The organism is Streptococcus sp. HMSC072D03, assembly GCF_001812855.1.
Classification (GTDB): Bacteria; Bacillota; Bacilli; order Lactobacillales; family Streptococcaceae; genus Streptococcus; species Streptococcus salivarius_D.
Genome location: NZ_KV810675.1, coordinates 1 through 15,987 on the forward strand (window position 1 = coordinate 1; position 15,987 = coordinate 15,987).

17 protein-coding genes and 4 pseudogenes are annotated in these 15,987 nt (G+C 41.5%); 6 read left to right on the top strand and 15 right to left on the bottom strand.

Annotation, left to right across the window (positions count from 1 at the left end; genetic code table 11):
• Positions 1-75 precede the first annotated feature (75 nt).
• From HMPREF2877_RS06635 to HMPREF2877_RS06650, 5 genes and pseudogenes are all read right to left on the bottom strand, one after another.
• A pseudogene (locus tag HMPREF2877_RS06635) lies at positions 76-1,057 on the bottom strand (helix-turn-helix domain-containing protein).
• An 18-nt stretch (positions 1,058-1,075) separates the two neighbouring features.
• Positions 1,076-1,894 (bottom strand): oxidoreductase, encoded by an 819-nt coding sequence (locus tag HMPREF2877_RS06640; protein ID WP_049527151.1) that lies wholly within the window; start codon positions 1,892-1,894, stop codon positions 1,076-1,078.
• Positions 1,895-2,114: 220 nt separating this feature from the next.
• Complete coding sequence (locus HMPREF2877_RS06645) at positions 2,115-2,897, bottom strand: alpha/beta hydrolase (protein ID WP_236649001.1); 783 nt, start codon at positions 2,895-2,897, stop codon at positions 2,115-2,117.
• Positions 2,855-3,061, bottom strand: coding sequence for a hypothetical protein (locus HMPREF2877_RS11275; protein WP_225901259.1), 207 nt, complete (start codon positions 3,059-3,061; stop codon positions 2,855-2,857). The genes HMPREF2877_RS06645 and HMPREF2877_RS11275 overlap by 43 nt, the downstream gene beginning before the upstream one ends.
• Positions 3,062-3,125: 64 nt before the next feature.
• The gene (locus HMPREF2877_RS06650) at positions 3,126-3,440 is read right to left on the bottom strand and encodes an ArsR/SmtB family transcription factor (RefSeq protein ID WP_049527154.1); all 315 of its coding nucleotides are present in this window, start codon (positions 3,438-3,440) and stop codon (positions 3,126-3,128) included.
• Between the two features lie 154 nt (positions 3,441-3,594).
• Between HMPREF2877_RS06650 and HMPREF2877_RS06655 the strand changes: the two are divergent.
• Positions 3,595-3,971 (top strand): annotated as a pseudogene (locus HMPREF2877_RS06655) (beta-carotene 15,15'-monooxygenase); the annotation flags it as partial.
• A gap of 37 nt (positions 3,972-4,008) precedes the next feature.
• On the opposite strand, the gene HMPREF2877_RS06660 reads toward HMPREF2877_RS06655, so the two are convergent.
• The 3 genes from HMPREF2877_RS06660 to HMPREF2877_RS06670 all read right to left on the bottom strand — a co-directional run bounded on the left by HMPREF2877_RS06660 (position 4,009) and on the right by HMPREF2877_RS06670 (position 7,239).
• Positions 4,009-5,046, bottom strand: a complete 1,038-nt coding sequence (locus HMPREF2877_RS06660; RefSeq protein WP_070579299.1) for a zinc-binding dehydrogenase — start codon at positions 5,044-5,046, stop codon at positions 4,009-4,011.
• 82 nt (positions 5,047-5,128) lie between these two features.
• Positions 5,129-6,223, bottom strand: a complete 1,095-nt coding sequence (hemH, locus tag HMPREF2877_RS06665) for a ferrochelatase (RefSeq protein WP_070579302.1) — start codon at positions 6,221-6,223, stop codon at positions 5,129-5,131.
• A gap of 113 nt (positions 6,224-6,336) precedes the next feature.
• Positions 6,337-7,239 (bottom strand): cation diffusion facilitator family transporter, encoded by a 903-nt coding sequence (locus HMPREF2877_RS06670; RefSeq protein WP_070579305.1) that lies wholly within the window; start codon positions 7,237-7,239, stop codon positions 6,337-6,339.
• A 132-nt stretch (positions 7,240-7,371) separates the two neighbouring features.
• Between HMPREF2877_RS06670 and HMPREF2877_RS06675 the strand changes: the two genes are divergently transcribed.
• Genes HMPREF2877_RS06675 through HMPREF2877_RS06685 form a run of 3 tightly spaced genes read left to right on the top strand, consistent with a single transcriptional unit; the run spans position 7,372 to position 8,775 of the window.
• The gene (locus HMPREF2877_RS06675) at positions 7,372-7,911 is read left to right on the top strand and encodes a TetR/AcrR family transcriptional regulator (protein WP_221161608.1); all 540 of its coding nucleotides are present in this window, start codon (positions 7,372-7,374) and stop codon (positions 7,909-7,911) included.
• Positions 7,912-7,926: 15 nt separating this feature from the next.
• On the top strand, positions 7,927-8,397 hold the full coding sequence (locus HMPREF2877_RS06680; protein ID WP_070579310.1) for an HXXEE domain-containing protein: 471 nt from the start codon (positions 7,927-7,929) through the stop codon (positions 8,395-8,397).
• Between the two features lie 30 nt (positions 8,398-8,427).
• A complete protein-coding gene (locus HMPREF2877_RS06685; RefSeq protein WP_070579314.1) occupies positions 8,428-8,775 on the top strand; it encodes a hypothetical protein in 348 nt (115 codons plus the stop codon).
• 196 nt (positions 8,776-8,971) lie between these two features.
• Here HMPREF2877_RS06685 and pnuC read toward each other — a convergent pair.
• Positions 8,972-9,478: pseudogene (gene pnuC, locus HMPREF2877_RS06690) on the bottom strand (nicotinamide riboside transporter PnuC); the annotation flags it as partial.
• Positions 9,479-9,517: 39 nt separating this feature from the next.
• Between pnuC and HMPREF2877_RS10690 the strand changes: the two are divergent.
• Positions 9,518-10,143, top strand: a pseudogene (locus HMPREF2877_RS10690) (IS6 family transposase).
• A 155-nt stretch (positions 10,144-10,298) separates the two neighbouring features.
• Here the strand turns inward: HMPREF2877_RS10690 and HMPREF2877_RS06695 are convergent.
• The 6 genes from HMPREF2877_RS06695 to HMPREF2877_RS06720 all read right to left on the bottom strand — a co-directional run bounded on the left by HMPREF2877_RS06695 (position 10,299) and on the right by HMPREF2877_RS06720 (position 15,051).
• Complete coding sequence (locus tag HMPREF2877_RS06695) at positions 10,299-11,099, bottom strand: energy-coupling factor ABC transporter ATP-binding protein (protein WP_070579317.1); 801 nt, start codon at positions 11,097-11,099, stop codon at positions 10,299-10,301.
• Positions 11,086-11,922, bottom strand: a complete 837-nt coding sequence (locus tag HMPREF2877_RS06700; protein WP_070579320.1) for an ABC transporter ATP-binding protein — start codon at positions 11,920-11,922, stop codon at positions 11,086-11,088. Before HMPREF2877_RS06700 ends, HMPREF2877_RS06695 begins: the two co-directional genes overlap by 14 nt.
• On the bottom strand, positions 11,898-12,689 hold the full coding sequence (locus tag HMPREF2877_RS06705) for an energy-coupling factor transporter transmembrane component T (RefSeq protein WP_171963513.1): 792 nt from the start codon (positions 12,687-12,689) through the stop codon (positions 11,898-11,900). Before HMPREF2877_RS06705 ends, HMPREF2877_RS06700 begins: the two co-directional genes overlap by 25 nt.
• Complete coding sequence (locus tag HMPREF2877_RS06710) at positions 12,689-13,291, bottom strand: membrane protein (protein ID WP_002884905.1); 603 nt, start codon at positions 13,289-13,291, stop codon at positions 12,689-12,691. The genes HMPREF2877_RS06705 and HMPREF2877_RS06710 overlap by 1 nt, the downstream gene beginning before the upstream one ends.
• Positions 13,292-13,605: 314 nt before the next feature.
• Positions 13,606-14,400 (bottom strand): PhzF family phenazine biosynthesis protein, encoded by a 795-nt coding sequence (locus tag HMPREF2877_RS06715; protein WP_070579326.1) that lies wholly within the window; start codon positions 14,398-14,400, stop codon positions 13,606-13,608.
• A 105-nt stretch (positions 14,401-14,505) separates the two neighbouring features.
• Positions 14,506-15,051, bottom strand: a complete 546-nt coding sequence (locus HMPREF2877_RS06720; RefSeq protein ID WP_070579329.1) for a TetR/AcrR family transcriptional regulator — start codon at positions 15,049-15,051, stop codon at positions 14,506-14,508.
• A gap of 229 nt (positions 15,052-15,280) precedes the next feature.
• Here HMPREF2877_RS06720 and HMPREF2877_RS06725 point away from each other — a divergent pair, with 229 nt between their 5' ends.
• On the top strand, positions 15,281-15,982 hold the full coding sequence (locus HMPREF2877_RS06725; RefSeq protein WP_070579331.1) for an ABC transporter ATP-binding protein: 702 nt from the start codon (positions 15,281-15,283) through the stop codon (positions 15,980-15,982).
• Positions 15,983-15,987: the final 5 nt, after the last annotated feature.

Genomic DNA, 15,987 nt, shown 5'->3' on the forward strand with positions numbered 1-15,987 from the left:
GAGCGAAACGGACTTAAAGTCACAATAAAAACACCAGATGTACTCATCTGGTGTTAATAATGGAAATTTCTGCTGTTAAGCTTCTGTCTGCATCTGCTTGCGATACTCTGAAATGGTCTGTCCAGTCCATTTTTTAAAAGCTCGTGAGAAGGAGGAGACTTCGGAATAGCCTAGCAAATAGGCTACATCATCTGTTGTCATGTCAGGATTCTTCAAATAGCCAAAAGCTAGGATTTTCTGCACATTTTGCAATTCTTGATTAAACTTGGTTCCTTCTGCAGTCAGGTTTCGTTGCAAGGTACGGGCTACTGATCCCAAGGGTCGCTGCGATATCCTCGATGCTAAAAGCCCCACTTGGTATCGCCTGGTAGAGTTTCTGCTGGACAAGACCTGTAAAACTTTCACTCGTCATGGCTTCTGCTAAGCGCTCTTTGAGTTGAGGCTCTAGATAATCCAACATGACATTATTGGCTGTTAAAAATGGTTTCACCAAGTCCGACTTTTTAAAGACCAGTTCATTGCCTTCCGTTTTCTCTACATGACAGCCAAACACTGCAAGACTGGCTTCTTCGAAGGTATATGGCGTCCCCACGTGTAGGGGCGTGATGGTTTCTCCTGTCCCTGTGCGAATCAAATCGACCAATAATAACTGTTCATTGAGGACGGCGAAACGAGGCAAATCGAGACCTGGATAATCATAACGGTAGCTGACACGGACTAAGCCATCAAAGGTTTCAATGCTGACAACAATAGGGCCTGTGATTTTCTTGTATTTGGCAAAATGCTCGATTGCTGCGAGGCCATTTTTCGATGATAGAGCTGCAAAGAAAGGTGGCATAAACATTTGGATATCCTTGATACGGCTCATGGCGATAATCTGCTCATCATTAGCCACTTTGTCAAAAGCCGTCAAAAGATGGTAGTAATCAAGGGTTGAAAGATTCATCTCTTCCTTCCAAGTGGTATCCGGAAGATTGGCCAGTTCCAAAATCATGTTCAGATCTAGGCCGATTTGTTTTAAATTGTCAATATATTGCTGACTGAGATTCAGACGCATAGGCTTTCTCCTTTTCCATTAACGCATAGACATGAGCATCATACGGTCGAAGAATTTGTCACCAAAAATCCGACGAATACCAACCAAAAGTTTCCCTCCACGTCCAACTAAGTAACGTGTTTTAGGGTTACGAGCGTTGATTATTTTGAGAACAGTACGTGAAATCACTTCTGGGTTTGAACCTGGAGTTGGGTTGTTTTCCATGGCTTTGATATAGCCATTGACCAAACGGCTGTATGCTCCGTTCTTAGACTCGTAAGAGAAGTTTTGACCAACGGTTGCGTTGAAACCAGTGTTGATCATACCTGGCTCTAGCACAACGACTTTGATCCCAAATTCTTTGACTTCCATACGAAGGCAGTCGCTAAATCCTTCAATAGCGTGTTTTGATGCATGGTACCACGCTCCAAGTGATGTATAGATTTTTCCACCCATAGACGAAGTGTTAATGATAAGCCCCTCTTTTTGAGCACGCATGTAAGGCAAGACTTTCTTGGTCAAGCGAGCTACCCCATAAACATTGACTTCGAATTGTTGTTGAGCTTTTTCCATAGATACATCTTCTACTGGACCATAGAGACCATACCCTGCGTTGTTCCAAAGCACATCGATACGACCTTGTTCAGCGATGACTTGCGCCACTACTTTCTCGATATCTTCTTCATTGGTCACGTCCATCTTCATGATATGACCGCCGAGCGCTTCCAAGTCTTTCATTTTATCTACGCTACGAGCAACTGCATAGACTGTGTGACCTGCTTTAATCAAATCTTGGGCTGACAATTTTCCCATACCTGATGAAGCGCCTGTGACTAAAATAACTTTTTTGTTTGACATGTTGATTTCCTCTTTTGTTTCATTTGATTGATGAGACTATTATACGATACAAAACCCGACAAGTGAATGACAGTTTCTGCCACCCCGATGACAATTTACGTCACTCTTTGGATAACACCTTTGATAATCCTTTAAACATGATTATCTTCAGTCATATAGAAAAAGACCAGAAACCACGTTCTGATCTTCTAAAGATTTATCGCCTCTTCAAGCAAAATTTTTACAGATTCGCTTCTACAAACTCTTTGATGGCTTTGTTCATGACCAAGAGTGCATCTGCTTCGATTGGATAGTGACCTCCGTTTGGCAAGATGACTGTTTTCGTAGGAACTTTTTTAATCTTGTCTAATACAGGCGCACTCAAATGTTCTGGTGTCCAGTAGTCTTTTTCAGGTTGGGTAAGCAAGACTGGGCAGACATCAAAATCAACTGGTTCAATTGCTGGTGCATAGTTCATATAAGAATCAAGGAAGTTGAGAGAAGCCTTGTTTACCGCAGAAGTCTTGTCTTTGTAGAAGACTTCTTTCAACAATTTTTCATTGTTAACGAGGGCAGACATCTTAGATACTTGGGTCATCGGCAAGGTCATGCGCCCCAAACCAATCTTTCTACCTAGAGCCACTGAGCTAGCACCAAACATGGCAGTTAATTTATTATTGACGGTTTCAGTACGGACTTGTTTATCACGTTGGTCAAGGAAGGTCATCCCAATAATCCCTTTGACTTTAGGGTTACGTGCAGCTGCAGCAACGTGGTAAGTTTCCATTCCACCGGCACTTAAACCATACAAGAAGATTGGTCGATCATCTTTTGACGCCTCATAGTTTACATAGTCAACACCAGCTTGCACCCAGTCAGCATAGGTGATGGCGTTACGGTCTTTTACTTCTGTCACTCCATAAGTCGGCATATCAATCATAATCGTTTCAAAACCATTTTTTGACTGAGGACCACCCGCAATCATGGAGATTTGACGTCCGTTGGTACCCACTCCATGGAACATGATAATTTTTCAGGCGCTTGTGGATTTCTAAAAGTATCTAAGTGGATTCGGTTGCCCTTCCAGTCCCACCATTCTTCTGCTGGTTGGTAAGCATCAGTAAAATGGTATGCTTTTGGCAAATAGTTCATAATTTCTTTCCAAGATGTTTGTGTCGTGTATGTCATTTTAAATACTCCTTTTGTTTATGTGTTTAAAACTATCAACATGTTAGTTTGAAAGAAAACAGCCTTAGCTGTTCCTTTCTGAGGCGTCCTTTTTCAGTGAAGCTAACAAACTTTCTAAAATGGTAATAGCCTGATCAAAACTCACATCATAATAACGCTCTTTCCCCTTTTGCGTTACAGTTACCAAACCTGCTTGCAAAAGTAATTTCAAATGATGAGATACGGTCGGACGGGATAAGGTCATCTTTTCAGCCACTTCATTTACTGTTAAATTCTTATGGTCGAATAAAAGAATCAAGATTTCCTGTCGTCTTGGATCTCGTAGCATCTCAAAGGTCGGGATGCTTTCTTTTAATAAATTCATTGTTTTTTGGCTCATTTCAAACCTCATGTTTAAGTTTATAAACCTATTATAGACTACGCGTTTAAGCTTGTCAACATATAAAACGAAAATTTCTTATTTTTTTAATAGAGATATTTAAAAAAACATATTGATACTTTTTTAAACACCTGCCTTTGATGAAGAAGGGTAAAATAAAGGAATATTCCTGATTTATAGTCACTCATTGGCTTGATTATTGTGACTGTTTCTATGAGTTTCTTGGTCAATCCTGAAGCTCACCACCTCTTTGCGACTAGCTTCTTATACACGGGTATCGGCCTCTTTCAAGCTGCTATCCTTGCAAATGGCTATTTTAACAAGAGTTACCTCAAGTATGACAAGCTCTATTATGGCTTGCAAGCCACGTTCTTCCTTATCGGACTAGTTCTTTCCCTTCTTTTTTCTGCCTATCCAACCATTGTCATCTCCATCGCAACTGTGATGACCTTAGCCATGGAAGTTCTTTTTACGCAATTTTATATCACCCAAACCAAGAAATTCTCAACTCCGAATTGGGATTTGTATTAAAAAAATTCTAGTAGACATCCTCTACTAGAATTTTTTCTTAGTCTAAAACAATCATAGCCTTAATAGTCTTACGTTCATCCATATCTTTATAAGCTTGATTAATCTCATCCAAGCTGTAGCTATTAGTAAAGACACGACCCGGATTGATATCACCGTCAAGAACTGCTTTTAACAAAACTTGTTTGTCATAAGTAGTAACTGAGGCCGCTCCACCTGCCACAGAAATATTTTGGGCAAAGGTCGAACCTAAAGCACGGTTATTGTAATGAGGAACGCCGACAAATCCCATGCGGCCTCCATTGTGAAGAACACCAAGAGCTTGATCAACTGCTGCTTCAGTACCCACACATTCGAGAGCTGCATCTGCTCCACCACCGAGAATTTCTCGCACCTTGGCAATGCCTTCTTCACCACGTTCAGCCACAACCGCTGTCGCACCTGACTCCAAGGCCATCTGTTGACGGTCTTCGTGGCGACTCATGAGGACGATTTGCGATGCTCCACGCATCTTAGCTGCAATGACAGCACATTGGCCAACAGCCCCATCCCCGATAACGACCACTTTATCACCCTTTTGCACATTAGCCACACGCGCCGCATGATAACCCGTCGGCATGACATCAGCAAGTGTCAAAAGTGACTTAAGCATGCCTTCGCTGTAATCTGATGGTTGACCTGGAATTTTCACAAGTGCCCAATTGGCAAAATGGAAACGAATATACTCAGCCTGTACGCCACCAGACCAGTTGTTGCCAATATGGCGGTCACAAGTCCCATCATAACCGGCACGACAGGCATCACACTGACCACAACCATGAGTGAAAGGCGCGATGACAAAGTCACCTGGTTTTACAGTAGTGACAGCCTCACCAACTTCTTCGACGATTCCGATAGCCTCATGACCGCTATTACTATGTCCTTCTTCGATTTCGGGATTACGGTAACTCCAAAGGTCGGAACCACAAACGCAGGTACGGACAATGCGGATAATAGCATCATCTGGAGCCTCAATTTGCGGTCGATCAATATCTGCTAGACCAACCTGGCCAGCTTTAGTGTAAACTGCTGATTTCATATGTTTACCTCTTTTTCTTTAGTTACTGTTAGTATACACTTTTTCTTAGGCTTCTGCTCAAATCTTACTTTCCCCTCTTCGATTAATCATATTTTTTCCCATACTTCTTTTCTAGCATTTTCTTAATCAAATAGGGCATTTTGACATTTTCGCGGCCTTTCTTGGCAATTAACTTCTTCACAAAATCTGGCATTTGGATATCCTTTTCCTCATCTAAAATCTGACCTGTGCTAGAAGGAGCTTCCAGCTCATCAAAGGTCTCCAGCTGAGGTTGATAGTAACTATAATCACCGTCTATATGAGACTGAATTGTCGAAAGAAGTGCCTTGATTAAACGAGGATCGCTATTTGGCATAGGAGGTCTGTGATAGGCTACACCTAACTCTTGGCAAAGCTCCTTACACTCCACATCATTATCAAAAAGAACTTCAATATGCTCACTAATAAAGGCAATCGGAACAAAAATATAGTGGTCAGGATGTTCCCTCTCATTACGAAGGTATTCTAAGACATCCGGCTTAATCCAAGGAATACCTATATCACTCTCACTCTGCCAAGTATTGGTGTACTGCTCCTCTTCAAGCCCTAAAATCTCCGCAATCAAGCGACTATTGTCATAAATCTGATCGATATAAGGATCACCAAAATCTAGTGCCAAAACTGGGACACTGTGGGCTGAAAAAATCACCTTATAACTGTCGTCTCCAATCTGATCTAAAATCTTTCGGATCTCATCAGCCCAATAGTGGAGAAGGTCAGGCTCACGATACCAGTCCTTGATAATTTGGAACTTAATCTGCTCACTTTCTAAAAATTTTTCATAGCCCATGACAGAATAGTAAGAATAATGGGGCTCTAGAATCAAGCACAAACATTCTTCAATTCCGTCATTCTCCATCTCTTTAATCGCATCTATGATGAAAGGTCGGGAAAATTTATTGGCAAAGTAAACCGACACTTGTTCTCCAAGAGCGGAAGCAACCAAGTCAACTTCTTTCTTTGTTATCCTTTGGAGCGGCGTTCCACCGATTCGTAGGTAATGGTCATATAAGGTCTGAATTTCATGTGGTTCGGGACGAACTCCACGCCGTATATTCGTGAAAAACTCTGCTACTCCTTCGTAGGTAATCTCTTCTGGCGACCCAAAGGTCATCATCAACACAGCTCTTTTACTCATAACTACTCCTTACTATATACTTTTCACTATTTTACCATGAAAAGGCTTACTTTAGTGAGCTTAGTATCAAAAAAACTCCTAGAGATAAACTCTAAGAGTGTAAATAACTATTCTTAATGGTGATGAATATGTCCATGACTTTGATTCACTTCTAACTCTTCGATCTTGCGTTTATGAGCTCGGTGGGTTGCCAAGTCTTCATCGACCTCAATGGTGACGTTTTGAAAGCCACAATCTTTGAGCAAGGTGCGAATAGACTCTTTACAGACCTCCATATGCTTGACATGCTCTAGACAAACATGGACAATGGCGTTTTTTTCCAGGCCATCCATGGTCCAGAGATTGAGCTGATTGATACTAGTCACATGGTCCAACTGCTCCAAATCACTCTTGACTTGCTGGATATCTACTCCTTCTGGCACGGCATCCAGGAAAATCCTGAGCGTGCTCCAAAAACGTGGAATGGCTTTGGACAGAATAAAGATGGAAATAGCTAGAGATAAGAGCGGATCCAGAATATACCAATCGGTAAATCGGAGAACAATGGCCATTAAGATGACAGCCACCCAACCCAAGGTATCTTCCAGAAAATGCAGGCTAAGAATGGATTCGTTCTTGGTTTGCCCTTTGCGAATGACGAGGCTCGCTAGCACATTGATGCTGACGGCAATAATTCCAAGCCAGAGAATCCCCTCATCATTGACAGGTTGTGGGTGAACCAATTTCGTTATATTTTCCAAAATAACTAAAACAGATCCTGTCATGAGAATCACAGCCGTTACCATGGCCCCTAAAAGGCTAAAGCGCTTGTAGCCCAAGGTATAGTGGCTGTCTTCTTCACGATTGGAAATACTCTCCAAAAAGGCGGAGATCCCAATAGCGATCGCATCCCCCAAGTCGTGGACCGAATCCGCAAGGACAGCGCTGGATCCAAAAATTCCTCCTGCAATAAACTCAATAATGGCATAACTCAAATTCAAGAAAAAAGCTATCCAGACCGCATGTTTTGTCTTCATAATCCTAAATCCTTTGTTATAATAGATTCATGAACATCATGTTCATTATCATTATCTAACATTCACAACAGAAAGGATAGGAGCAAACTGTTTAGGGTGTACGTTACTGAACAATTTGTTCAAATTGTCCATATGAATACTCAGGATCGTCGCATCACCAAAACTCGAAAAGCTATCTATCAAGCTTTCTTACACTTACTCAACCAAAAAGACTACGAGGCCATCACGGTTCAAGAAATCATAGACCTTGCTGATGTAGGACGCTCGACCTTTTACAGCCATTACGAGAGTAAGGAACTCTTGCTAGATGAACTCTGTCAAAAGCTCTTTCACCATCTCTTTGAGCGTGCTGAACACCTCTCCCCACAAGACTACCTGGCCCATATCTTTCAGCATTTCAAGAAAAACCAAGACCATGTGACCAGTCTCTTGCTCTCTAAAAACGATTATTTTATCCGGCAACTGCGAAAAGAACTAGAACACGATGTCTACCCAATGGTAGCCGACGAACTCATCCAATCGTACCCTAACATTCCTCACTCCTATCTCAAACACCTAGTCGTCAGCCATTTCATCGAAACCCTCAGCTGGTGGTTGAAAAAAGGCAAGTCTTATAGCGAACAAGAAGTGATCCAGTTTTATTTGGAGATTCTGAAAGTGGGTTCGAACTAGAAGGGAGTATTTTCAATGACCAGCGTGCAATTTTACTTTCTATTTCCATCACTCTTCATGCTTCACGAACTCGAAGAAATCGTTTGGATGCCATCCTTTGTCAAAAAAATATCAATCCAGTATCCAAACAATCGAATCCTATCTTATTACACTCCTTTTGCTTTCAACTTTATTGTCTTGGAGCAATTTCTCATCCTAATGACGTCGCTATATCTTAGTTACCAGTTTAATAACTATAGCATTTACGCAAGCATCATAATCGCTTATATCTACCATGTATTCGGACATCTGATTCAAACAATCGTTATACGAAAATATGTGCCTGGATTGTTGACGGGCATTTTAACGAGTTTGTTTGCTCTATGCAATCTCAAAAATGAATTTCCAATTAAACTTTATGGTTACTCTCTTTTTACCTTATTGGTTATCATTTTAAATCTTGTAGTATCATTTATGATTCTTAATAAAATCAATCATAAAAAATAGCACTCAGGTTATCCTAGAAAGGAAACATCTATGTCACTTTATCTCATCTTAACCATCATCACTGTCTTCTTAGCTCTTGCTTTTGTCCTGCTTCATCTTGCTGCAGCTGTATCAGCTATTCTAAAAGGCAAAAAAAGCTTAGGAACTGGATTTATTATAATAGGTGCCATTGTTGGTATCTTAGCACTTCTCCTTGTTATGGTAAATCGTACCTTAGCATTTTATATATGGCTATTTGCTAGCTCGACAATTTGCGGGGGCGCTCTCCTGAATGGTCAAAATAACAAAAAATTCAATAAATCACACCACCAAATTCGTTTTGTCATTAACTTGATTATTACTTTTTTGCTATATGTTTGGCTATTTCTATTCCAATAACATGTGATTCTCACTTCTATAATACAATACAAAAAGGCCTAGAGTACCAATCTAGGTCTTTTTAAGGATTTAGGTAAACGTACATTACTTTCTTTATTCTAAATGTGATAAGCATCGTCACTAGCTTCTACATAAGAGAAATAAACTCAAAAAGAGGACCCTTCTGGATCCTCTTAGTAATTGATAAACATAAGTACTAAGCTTTCTTAGCTGCCTTACTCCATTGGTACCAACCAACGAGACTGTTGATAAGGTAAATGAAGTATTTTCCTTGAATTTGAAGGCTTTCTCCCCACCAGAGGTAGATAGAGAAAACATTAGTGGCAGCCCAGAAAAACCATTGTTCACGATAAACAGCTGTCATCAAGAGCTGACCGACACCATTTGTCGCATAGGTAATAGAATCACGGAATGGACGATTGGCGTTAACGGATTGGTAAATGAAACCAAAGGTTAACCACCAAAGTATACTAATTGATAGGTACTTGGTCCATCCAACCGTATCCAATTTACGAGCAACAAATTCCTGCTGTTCTTTTTTGAATTGGGCTTGATAAATCCAAACCAAGAGACCAATCGGCTGCATGATGGTGAAATAGAGTGTTGTCAAAACCTCACCGTAGAAGCCTTTTTGAAGGGCAAGCAAAAGATAAATGACGGAATTGATCAGACCAAAGGGATAGTTACTGGCACGACCTTCAGCTTCTCAAAGAGCAGAAAAAAGGTTAGTAGGGCTTGAGAGATGAATCATTTTAAAGGCAAACGATTCCAACAAGACGTCATCATTGTCGCTGTTGGTTATTACCTACGTTACAATCTGAGCTATCGTGAAGTTCAGGAATTGCTTTATGACCGTGGAATAAATGTTTGTCACACTACGATTTATCGGTGGGTTCAAGAATACAGTAAAATCCTCTATCATCTCTGGAAAAAGAAAAATAAACAGTCCTTCTATTCGTGGAAAATGGATGAAACCTATATCAAAATTAAGGGGCGTTGGCATTATCTCTATCGAGCGATTGATGCGGACGGTTTAACATTGGATATCTGGTTACGAAAGAAACGAGATACTCAGGCGGCGTATGCTTTCTTAAAGCGACTCCATAAACAATTTGGATAACCTAGAGTCATCGTAACAGATAAAGCACCCCTATAGGATCTGCATTTAGAAAGTTACAGAGAAACGGATTATACACCAAAACAGAACATCGAACTGTGAAGTATCTGAACAATTTAATAGAACAAGATCATAGGCCAATTAAGCGACGGAATAAATTTTATCGAAGTCTCCGGACTGCCTCATCCACGATTAAGGGGATGGAGACCATTCGAGGAATATATAAAAAGAACCGAAGAAATGGTATATGATTATGACCATGAAACAAAGTAAAATCAAACCGATTGATCTGAGGAAACACCCGATGATCATGAAACGTTATTAAACACAAAAGTCACCCATGTGAGTTCTTGCCAGAAGCTGAAGTTAATCCTTCAACCTGGAAAACCCGCAGAGGTGACTTTTTCTATACATCTCGATTTTTCTGGCAATAATCATTAACCGATAAATATGTCTGTGAATCACCCAGCGACTCCGCTATGTCCATAATCCGCGGTGGTAGTAATCCCACTCGCTGGACAAGTTCGTGATCGCTGAACAATTCCCGTGGACTGCCGGCGAAGCCAAACTTCCCGTGTTCCATAACATACACCGACTCAAACTCGGTGGCGACCCAATCCATGTCATGGGTGATGGTCACAACTTGGTGGCCCGAATCAGCCAACTGATGGAAAATTTCGGTCAACTTGCGCCGGCTTTTCCAATCAAGCGACATCATCGGCTCATCAAATAAATAAATCGCCGGATCCACTGCCAAAACTGTGGCAACGCTCAACAGCTTGCGTTCCGACAATGACAGGTCATATGGACTTTCAGCTGTTTTATCATCCAAGCCAACTCTTTTTAGAGCCGCTAAAGCCCGCCTCGTAATCGTGTCGTGGTCATCCATGACCTGCGCGACACTCCACTCCACCTCTCGTTGAACGGTCGGGTTGAAAAGCTGATCGTCAGGATTCTGAAAAGTAATCCCAACCTTCAGTAACTTTTCGACTGGTTTAAGATCATTAAAATTTTCTCCATTGATCTTAATCACACCGGTTTGTGGTGTCAGCAAGCCCGTCAACAATTTGAAGAGCGTTGATTTGCCGGCACCATTTTGGCCGACAATCGCCACCATCGGATCGGCGAAGTGTTTGTCTTCAACATCCAAGCTAAAGGACCGTTCCGGATAAGTGAACGTCAGGTTGTTCAGTTCAATTGTGGACATAACGAACCTCCTTCAGATCAGCGTCATTCACCGGATACCGGCCATCAGCCAAGTGCCAATCCATTTTTTGAGCAAGTTGCTGGATTGTCGGGGCTGGAATCTGCCAGTCAGCTACCAAATGATTAAACACCTCACCCGGCCTGCCCTGGGCTACCATTTGACCCTCGTGCAGCACCCACACAACGTCGGCGACTTCGCACAAATCGTCAATTTCACTGGTGACAATGAAGACAGTCGTCTCTTTGACTTGGGCCAGCCATTGGAAAAATTGTCGGCGGCCAAGGGGATCCATCTGACTGGTCGGATCATCCATAATCAAAACAGCCGGGTTAGCCGCAATCGCCGTGGCAATTGCCAACCGCTGGCTCTGACCACCGGAAAGGCTCTCGGGACGCAAATTCAGCTGTTCAATCAGCCCCATTTGCGTAGCAACTTCTTCAACCCGTTTTTGAATCAGTCCTTCAGCCATTCCCTGATTAATCAAGTCAAAGGCGATTTCATCGGCAACCGTGTCTGCCAACCCACTTAGTTGGCCAGCTGGATTTTGCAGTACAACTCCATTCATGGCATTATAAACGGGCCAATTGTCGGACACTCGCTGGCCAAACATGTGCCAGTCGCCCTCAATCTCAGCAGACACAATTTTGGGAATGACCCCTGCTAGCACACGGCACAAAGTCGATTTGCCGGAGTGGCTATTCCCGATAATCCCAACCACCTGGCCGGTATGAACCTCCGCGTTAATCTGACGCAGTTGTGGTTGCTCAGTACCCGGATAACGGGTAGTCAAATTTTCAATTACAATCCGTTTATCTTCGTCCATATCTTCCACCCAATCAATAAAATTGCCAGTCCAGTCAGACCAATGTGCAGCGTCCGCGACAGGCGATACACACGCTGGGAGGTTCTGACAGTCCGGTTGAGATTATCAAAACCTCTCAGTTGGAGAGAAATCGACCGCGTCATCGATTGATCCAAGGTCTTAATCACCAATGGAATTAGAACCGGCAGGACTGACTTTAATTTCTGAATCAACGTTTTTTGCGGATTGGTTCCGCGAACTTTTTGTGCCTGCTGGATTTTCCGCATATTGCGCATCATTTCCGGCAAAATATAACACACCGACATCAGAACGTAGACGGTTTTATAAGACAATCCGGACAGTTCCAAATAGGCCGCGTTTTCTGAAATACTCGTGGTCACCATAAAAAAGCCACTGGTCAAAATAATCACCAATACTCGACAACCCAGAGTGGTGGCATAAATCAGGCCTTCTTTGTAGAACGACACCCCAAGCACAGAAAACAGCACAGTTTGATTCCGACTGTAAAATAACCCTTGGATGATCAGCATGGTGCAAATCAGAAACAGGCTGAATCCCAGCGCCTTAAAGATGGTAGAACTCAATTTGGAAAATAACAATAGCAGTGTTGCGATAAGAATTAATCCGGCCTGAAGCAATAAATTCATACTGGCAAAGCTCAACAACGTCATGTCCAAGATGAACAAGAGCTTAGTAATCGGATCGATCACCTGGTACCACTTGAGCTTGACCCGTGGCGCTCCAGAAATCAATGTTTGATCATTCATCATTTATCACCGCTAAAGAAGTGCACCATCCGCTTCGGCAGCTGACGATAGATGAAGAATGCCAGGTAGGCCACGCAGACTTTATCCAAAATATCCAAGACAAACTCATCGGTAAATGAGGCCAGCCACACTGGTGCATGATTGGCGACCATTACCGCAAACAATGAGTCACCCCAAGCGATACCGGTCTGACCACCCCAAAAGATGACGTTGAGTGGCGTTGAAATGACAGCTGAAACGAAGGCAATAATAATAGCAGAAACAAATACTCGTCGCGCTGACGAGAACCACCCATTGGCGTGCAAAACTCCGACAGCAATCCCAATTCCGATGCTGGTAATCGCATACACGGTTGAAATTGGCGATAAGGTCAGCCCATAGATCACGTTGTTGATGAAACCACTGATGGCACCGGCAACCGGCCCAGCCAACATGCTGGCAAGAAAGGTTCCCAAAGACCCCAGCCAAACGGGTAACTTTAACCCCTCCGCTAAGGCTTTGGCAACATAGTTAATCCCCACGGCAGCGGGAATCAAAGTCATGGTGGCAGCACTTAACTTAAATTTCCACATACTGGTACGATGAATCGGTTCTGTTTTCATAATCTTCTCCTTTTGTTTTTAAAGAGCCGTGTCGGGAATGACTTTCGGACGCAACGCTCTATAGAATAGTTATTAGAACCATCTAGTCACTTCACCATACCAACCGTAGTCGACATGAGTTAATATAGTAAAATTACTATTTTTAAAAGTTCATAGTCTTATCATACGCTTATTTTCAAAATTGTCAAGTCTATTCTGAAAATTCTTCAAAAAATGTTGTGAAATTTAAAATGCCTAGCTGAGCTAGACATCGTTTGTTTTTATATTACTTTAACGGTTATTGCTAGTACTTTCATTTTTTTACAAGAAGAAATCTAGTTTGTCACATAAATCTCGCCACGGCTATAAAGGGCAGCTTTTCCAGCAAGATAAATCCGATTGCCCTCCAAGCGACAAATAAGAAGTCCACTTCTCTCAGAGGCTTGGAAAGCCTTAAATTCTGTTTGTTCCAACTTACTAGCCCATAGAGGAATGACATGACAGTGTCCTGAGCCACATACTGGATCTTCCTTAATAGCTAATTTCGGAGCAAAACTTCGTGTGACAGTATCATATTTTTCCCCTCTGGCAGTGATATTTAAGAGGAGTCCATCTAAAGCTTTGACTCTGTCAAAATCTGGTGTCGCATCAATAATATCATTTTCATGAGGAAGGATACAGACTAAATCTCTTCCCAGCCATGCTTCAAGTGGACGGACTCCGATTGCTTCTTCCATCTCACTTGTTACTGGAACTTGTTGCATAGCGTATGCTGGAAAATTTAGCTCATAGTAGTCACCTTTTTTGGTAACTAAAAGTTCCCCACTCTGTGTTGCAAAAGTTAGACTTTCAGCTTTCATTTCTTTAAATTGAAAGAGAACAAAGGCCGTTGCCAAGGTAGCATGACCACACAAATCGATTTCTCCACCCGGAGTGAACCAACGTAATTCATAGTGGTCACCATTTTTAACCGTAAAAGCTGTCTCAGAAAGATTATTCTCTTTGGCAATATTCTGTAAGGTATTATCTGACAACCATTCATCCAAAAGACAAACAGCAGCTGGGTTGCCTTTAAAAACGGTATCTGTAAAAGCATCGACGATAAATTGTGGGATGGTATATTGATTCATTGATATGTGCAGCTCCTTAAATTGTTAACCTTGTTTTAAAACTACAAGTGAGTGTAGAAAATTTAGTAAAAAATCAAATTAAATTATTTCTTGTCCATCTACACCTTACCCCTTAAACCACTCCATCCCTGGGGAATCCAGTATAATTTTGGTCAATTGTTGGGGACTTTCTTGAGTCCCATTGATAATCCAGTCGACAATAAGTCCTGTTAAGCCAGAAACATACATGGTAATAGCATAGCGCTCGGGCATTTGATAAGCTGCCACAATGACTGGTCGAGAACGTGGTGTTGACTCAATCATTCCCAAAATAAAAGAACGAATGTTGTCTGCAAAACGAAAGCTTGGATTTTTTGCAATTTCAGCAAAAAAAGCACTGCTCTCTTGGAAATAAGACAAGATGGCTTCTAAGGCTTCTTTGGGATAAAAGGTTTCTTTCCTTAAAATCATGCGAACAGTCGACAAGGTTTCTTCTTTTAATTGCTCTAAAAAATCCTGTTTATCTAGGTAGTGCAGATAAAATGTCGAGCGGTTAACACCCGCTTTTTTAGTTAACTGACTAATCGTTATATCCTCTAAACTTTTTGTAGCCAAAAGCTGAATGAAGGCTTCTTTAATATCTGACTTAGTTGTCGTTTGTCTCTGTTGCATACGAACCCCTTATTTCTACATATTGTTGATTAAAGTATATCTTGATTTGTGTAATTGTCAACTATCATCAAGGATTTTGATTTATTAATACCACTTTCGTATCCTTATTTCAACACATTGTTGTTTTCTGTTGTAGCAATCGTATTAAAAAAATCATAAAATAACGTTCGTAAATATTCAACAGGTTGTCGTTTTAGCAGCTGATAATTTTTAAAGGAGACAAATACACATGGCGTATATTGAAATGAAACATAGTTACAAACGGTATAAAACAGGTGATGTGGAAATCATCGCAAACAATAATATCACTTTCGAAATTGAAAAAGGGGAGTTAGTGATTATACTCGGTTCTTCTGGGGCAGGAAAATCAACTGTTCTCAATATTCTTGGTGGTATGGATACCAATGATGAAGGAAAGGTCATCATCGATGGGAAAGACATCTCCAATTATAATGCGAAACAATTAACAGCTTATCGCAGAGACGATGTCGGATTCGTCTTTCAATTCTATAACTTGGTCTCAAACTTAACAGCCAAAGAAAATGTAGAGTTGGCTTCTGAAATTGTTGCGGATGCTAAAGATGCGGAACAAACTTTGATTGATGTTGGTCTTGGGAAACGCATCAACAACTTCCCTGCACAATTGTCTGGTGGTGAACAACAACGAGTAGCTATTGCTCGCGCCGTCGCAAAAAATCCTAAAATTCTCCTATGTGACGAACCTACAGGAGCCCTGGATTACAATACTGGAAAACAGGTCTTGAAGATTCTCCAAGATAAGGCTCGCAATGAAGGAGCTACTGTTATCATTGTCACTCACAATGGAGCGCTTGCTCCGATTGCAGATCGTGTGATTCGTATGCATGATGCGCGTGTTCAAAGTATTGAACTCAATGCAACTCCACAAGATATTGATAGCCTCGAGTACTAGAAAGG

Coding starts and splice junctions, on each gene's coding strand:
- HMPREF2877_RS06700 (WP_070579320.1), bottom strand. CDS start 11,922: ATGGACGAAGATAAACGGATTGTAATTGAAAATTTGACTACCCGTTAT.
- HMPREF2877_RS06710 (WP_002884905.1), bottom strand. CDS start 13,291: ATGAAAACAGAACCGATTCATCGTACCAGTATGTGGAAATTTAAGTTA.
- HMPREF2877_RS06715 (WP_070579326.1), bottom strand. CDS start 14,400: ATGAATCAATATACCATCCCACAATTTATCGTCGATGCTTTTACAGAT.
- HMPREF2877_RS11275 (WP_225901259.1), bottom strand. CDS start 3,061: ATGACATACACGACACAAACATCTTGGAAAGAAATTATGAACTATTTG.
- HMPREF2877_RS06680 (WP_070579310.1), top strand. CDS start 7,927: ATGACCAGCGTGCAATTTTACTTTCTATTTCCATCACTCTTCATGCTT.
- HMPREF2877_RS06650 (WP_049527154.1), bottom strand. CDS start 3,440: ATGAGCCAAAAAACAATGAATTTATTAAAAGAAAGCATCCCGACCTTT.
- HMPREF2877_RS06695 (WP_070579317.1), bottom strand. CDS start 11,099: ATGTCCACAATTGAACTGAACAACCTGACGTTCACTTATCCGGAACGG.
- HMPREF2877_RS06670 (WP_070579305.1), bottom strand. CDS start 7,239: ATGAAGACAAAACATGCGGTCTGGATAGCTTTTTTCTTGAATTTGAGT.
- HMPREF2877_RS06645 (WP_236649001.1), bottom strand. CDS start 2,897: ATGTTCCATGGAGTGGGTACCAACGGACGTCAAATCTCCATGATTGCG.
- HMPREF2877_RS06675 (WP_221161608.1), top strand. CDS start 7,372: ATGAATACTCAGGATCGTCGCATCACCAAAACTCGAAAAGCTATCTAT.
- HMPREF2877_RS06660 (WP_070579299.1), bottom strand. CDS start 5,046: ATGAAATCAGCAGTTTACACTAAAGCTGGCCAGGTTGGTCTAGCAGAT.
- HMPREF2877_RS06705 (WP_171963513.1), bottom strand. CDS start 12,689: ATGAATGATCAAACATTGATTTCTGGAGCGCCACGGGTCAAGCTCAAG.
- HMPREF2877_RS06685 (WP_070579314.1), top strand. CDS start 8,428: ATGTCACTTTATCTCATCTTAACCATCATCACTGTCTTCTTAGCTCTT.
- HMPREF2877_RS06720 (WP_070579329.1), bottom strand. CDS start 15,051: ATGCAACAGAGACAAACGACAACTAAGTCAGATATTAAAGAAGCCTTC.
- hemH (WP_070579302.1), bottom strand. CDS start 6,223: ATGAGTAAAAGAGCTGTGTTGATGATGACCTTTGGGTCGCCAGAAGAG.
- HMPREF2877_RS06725 (WP_070579331.1), top strand. CDS start 15,281: ATGGCGTATATTGAAATGAAACATAGTTACAAACGGTATAAAACAGGT.
- HMPREF2877_RS06640 (WP_049527151.1), bottom strand. CDS start 1,894: ATGTCAAACAAAAAAGTTATTTTAGTCACAGGCGCTTCATCAGGTATG.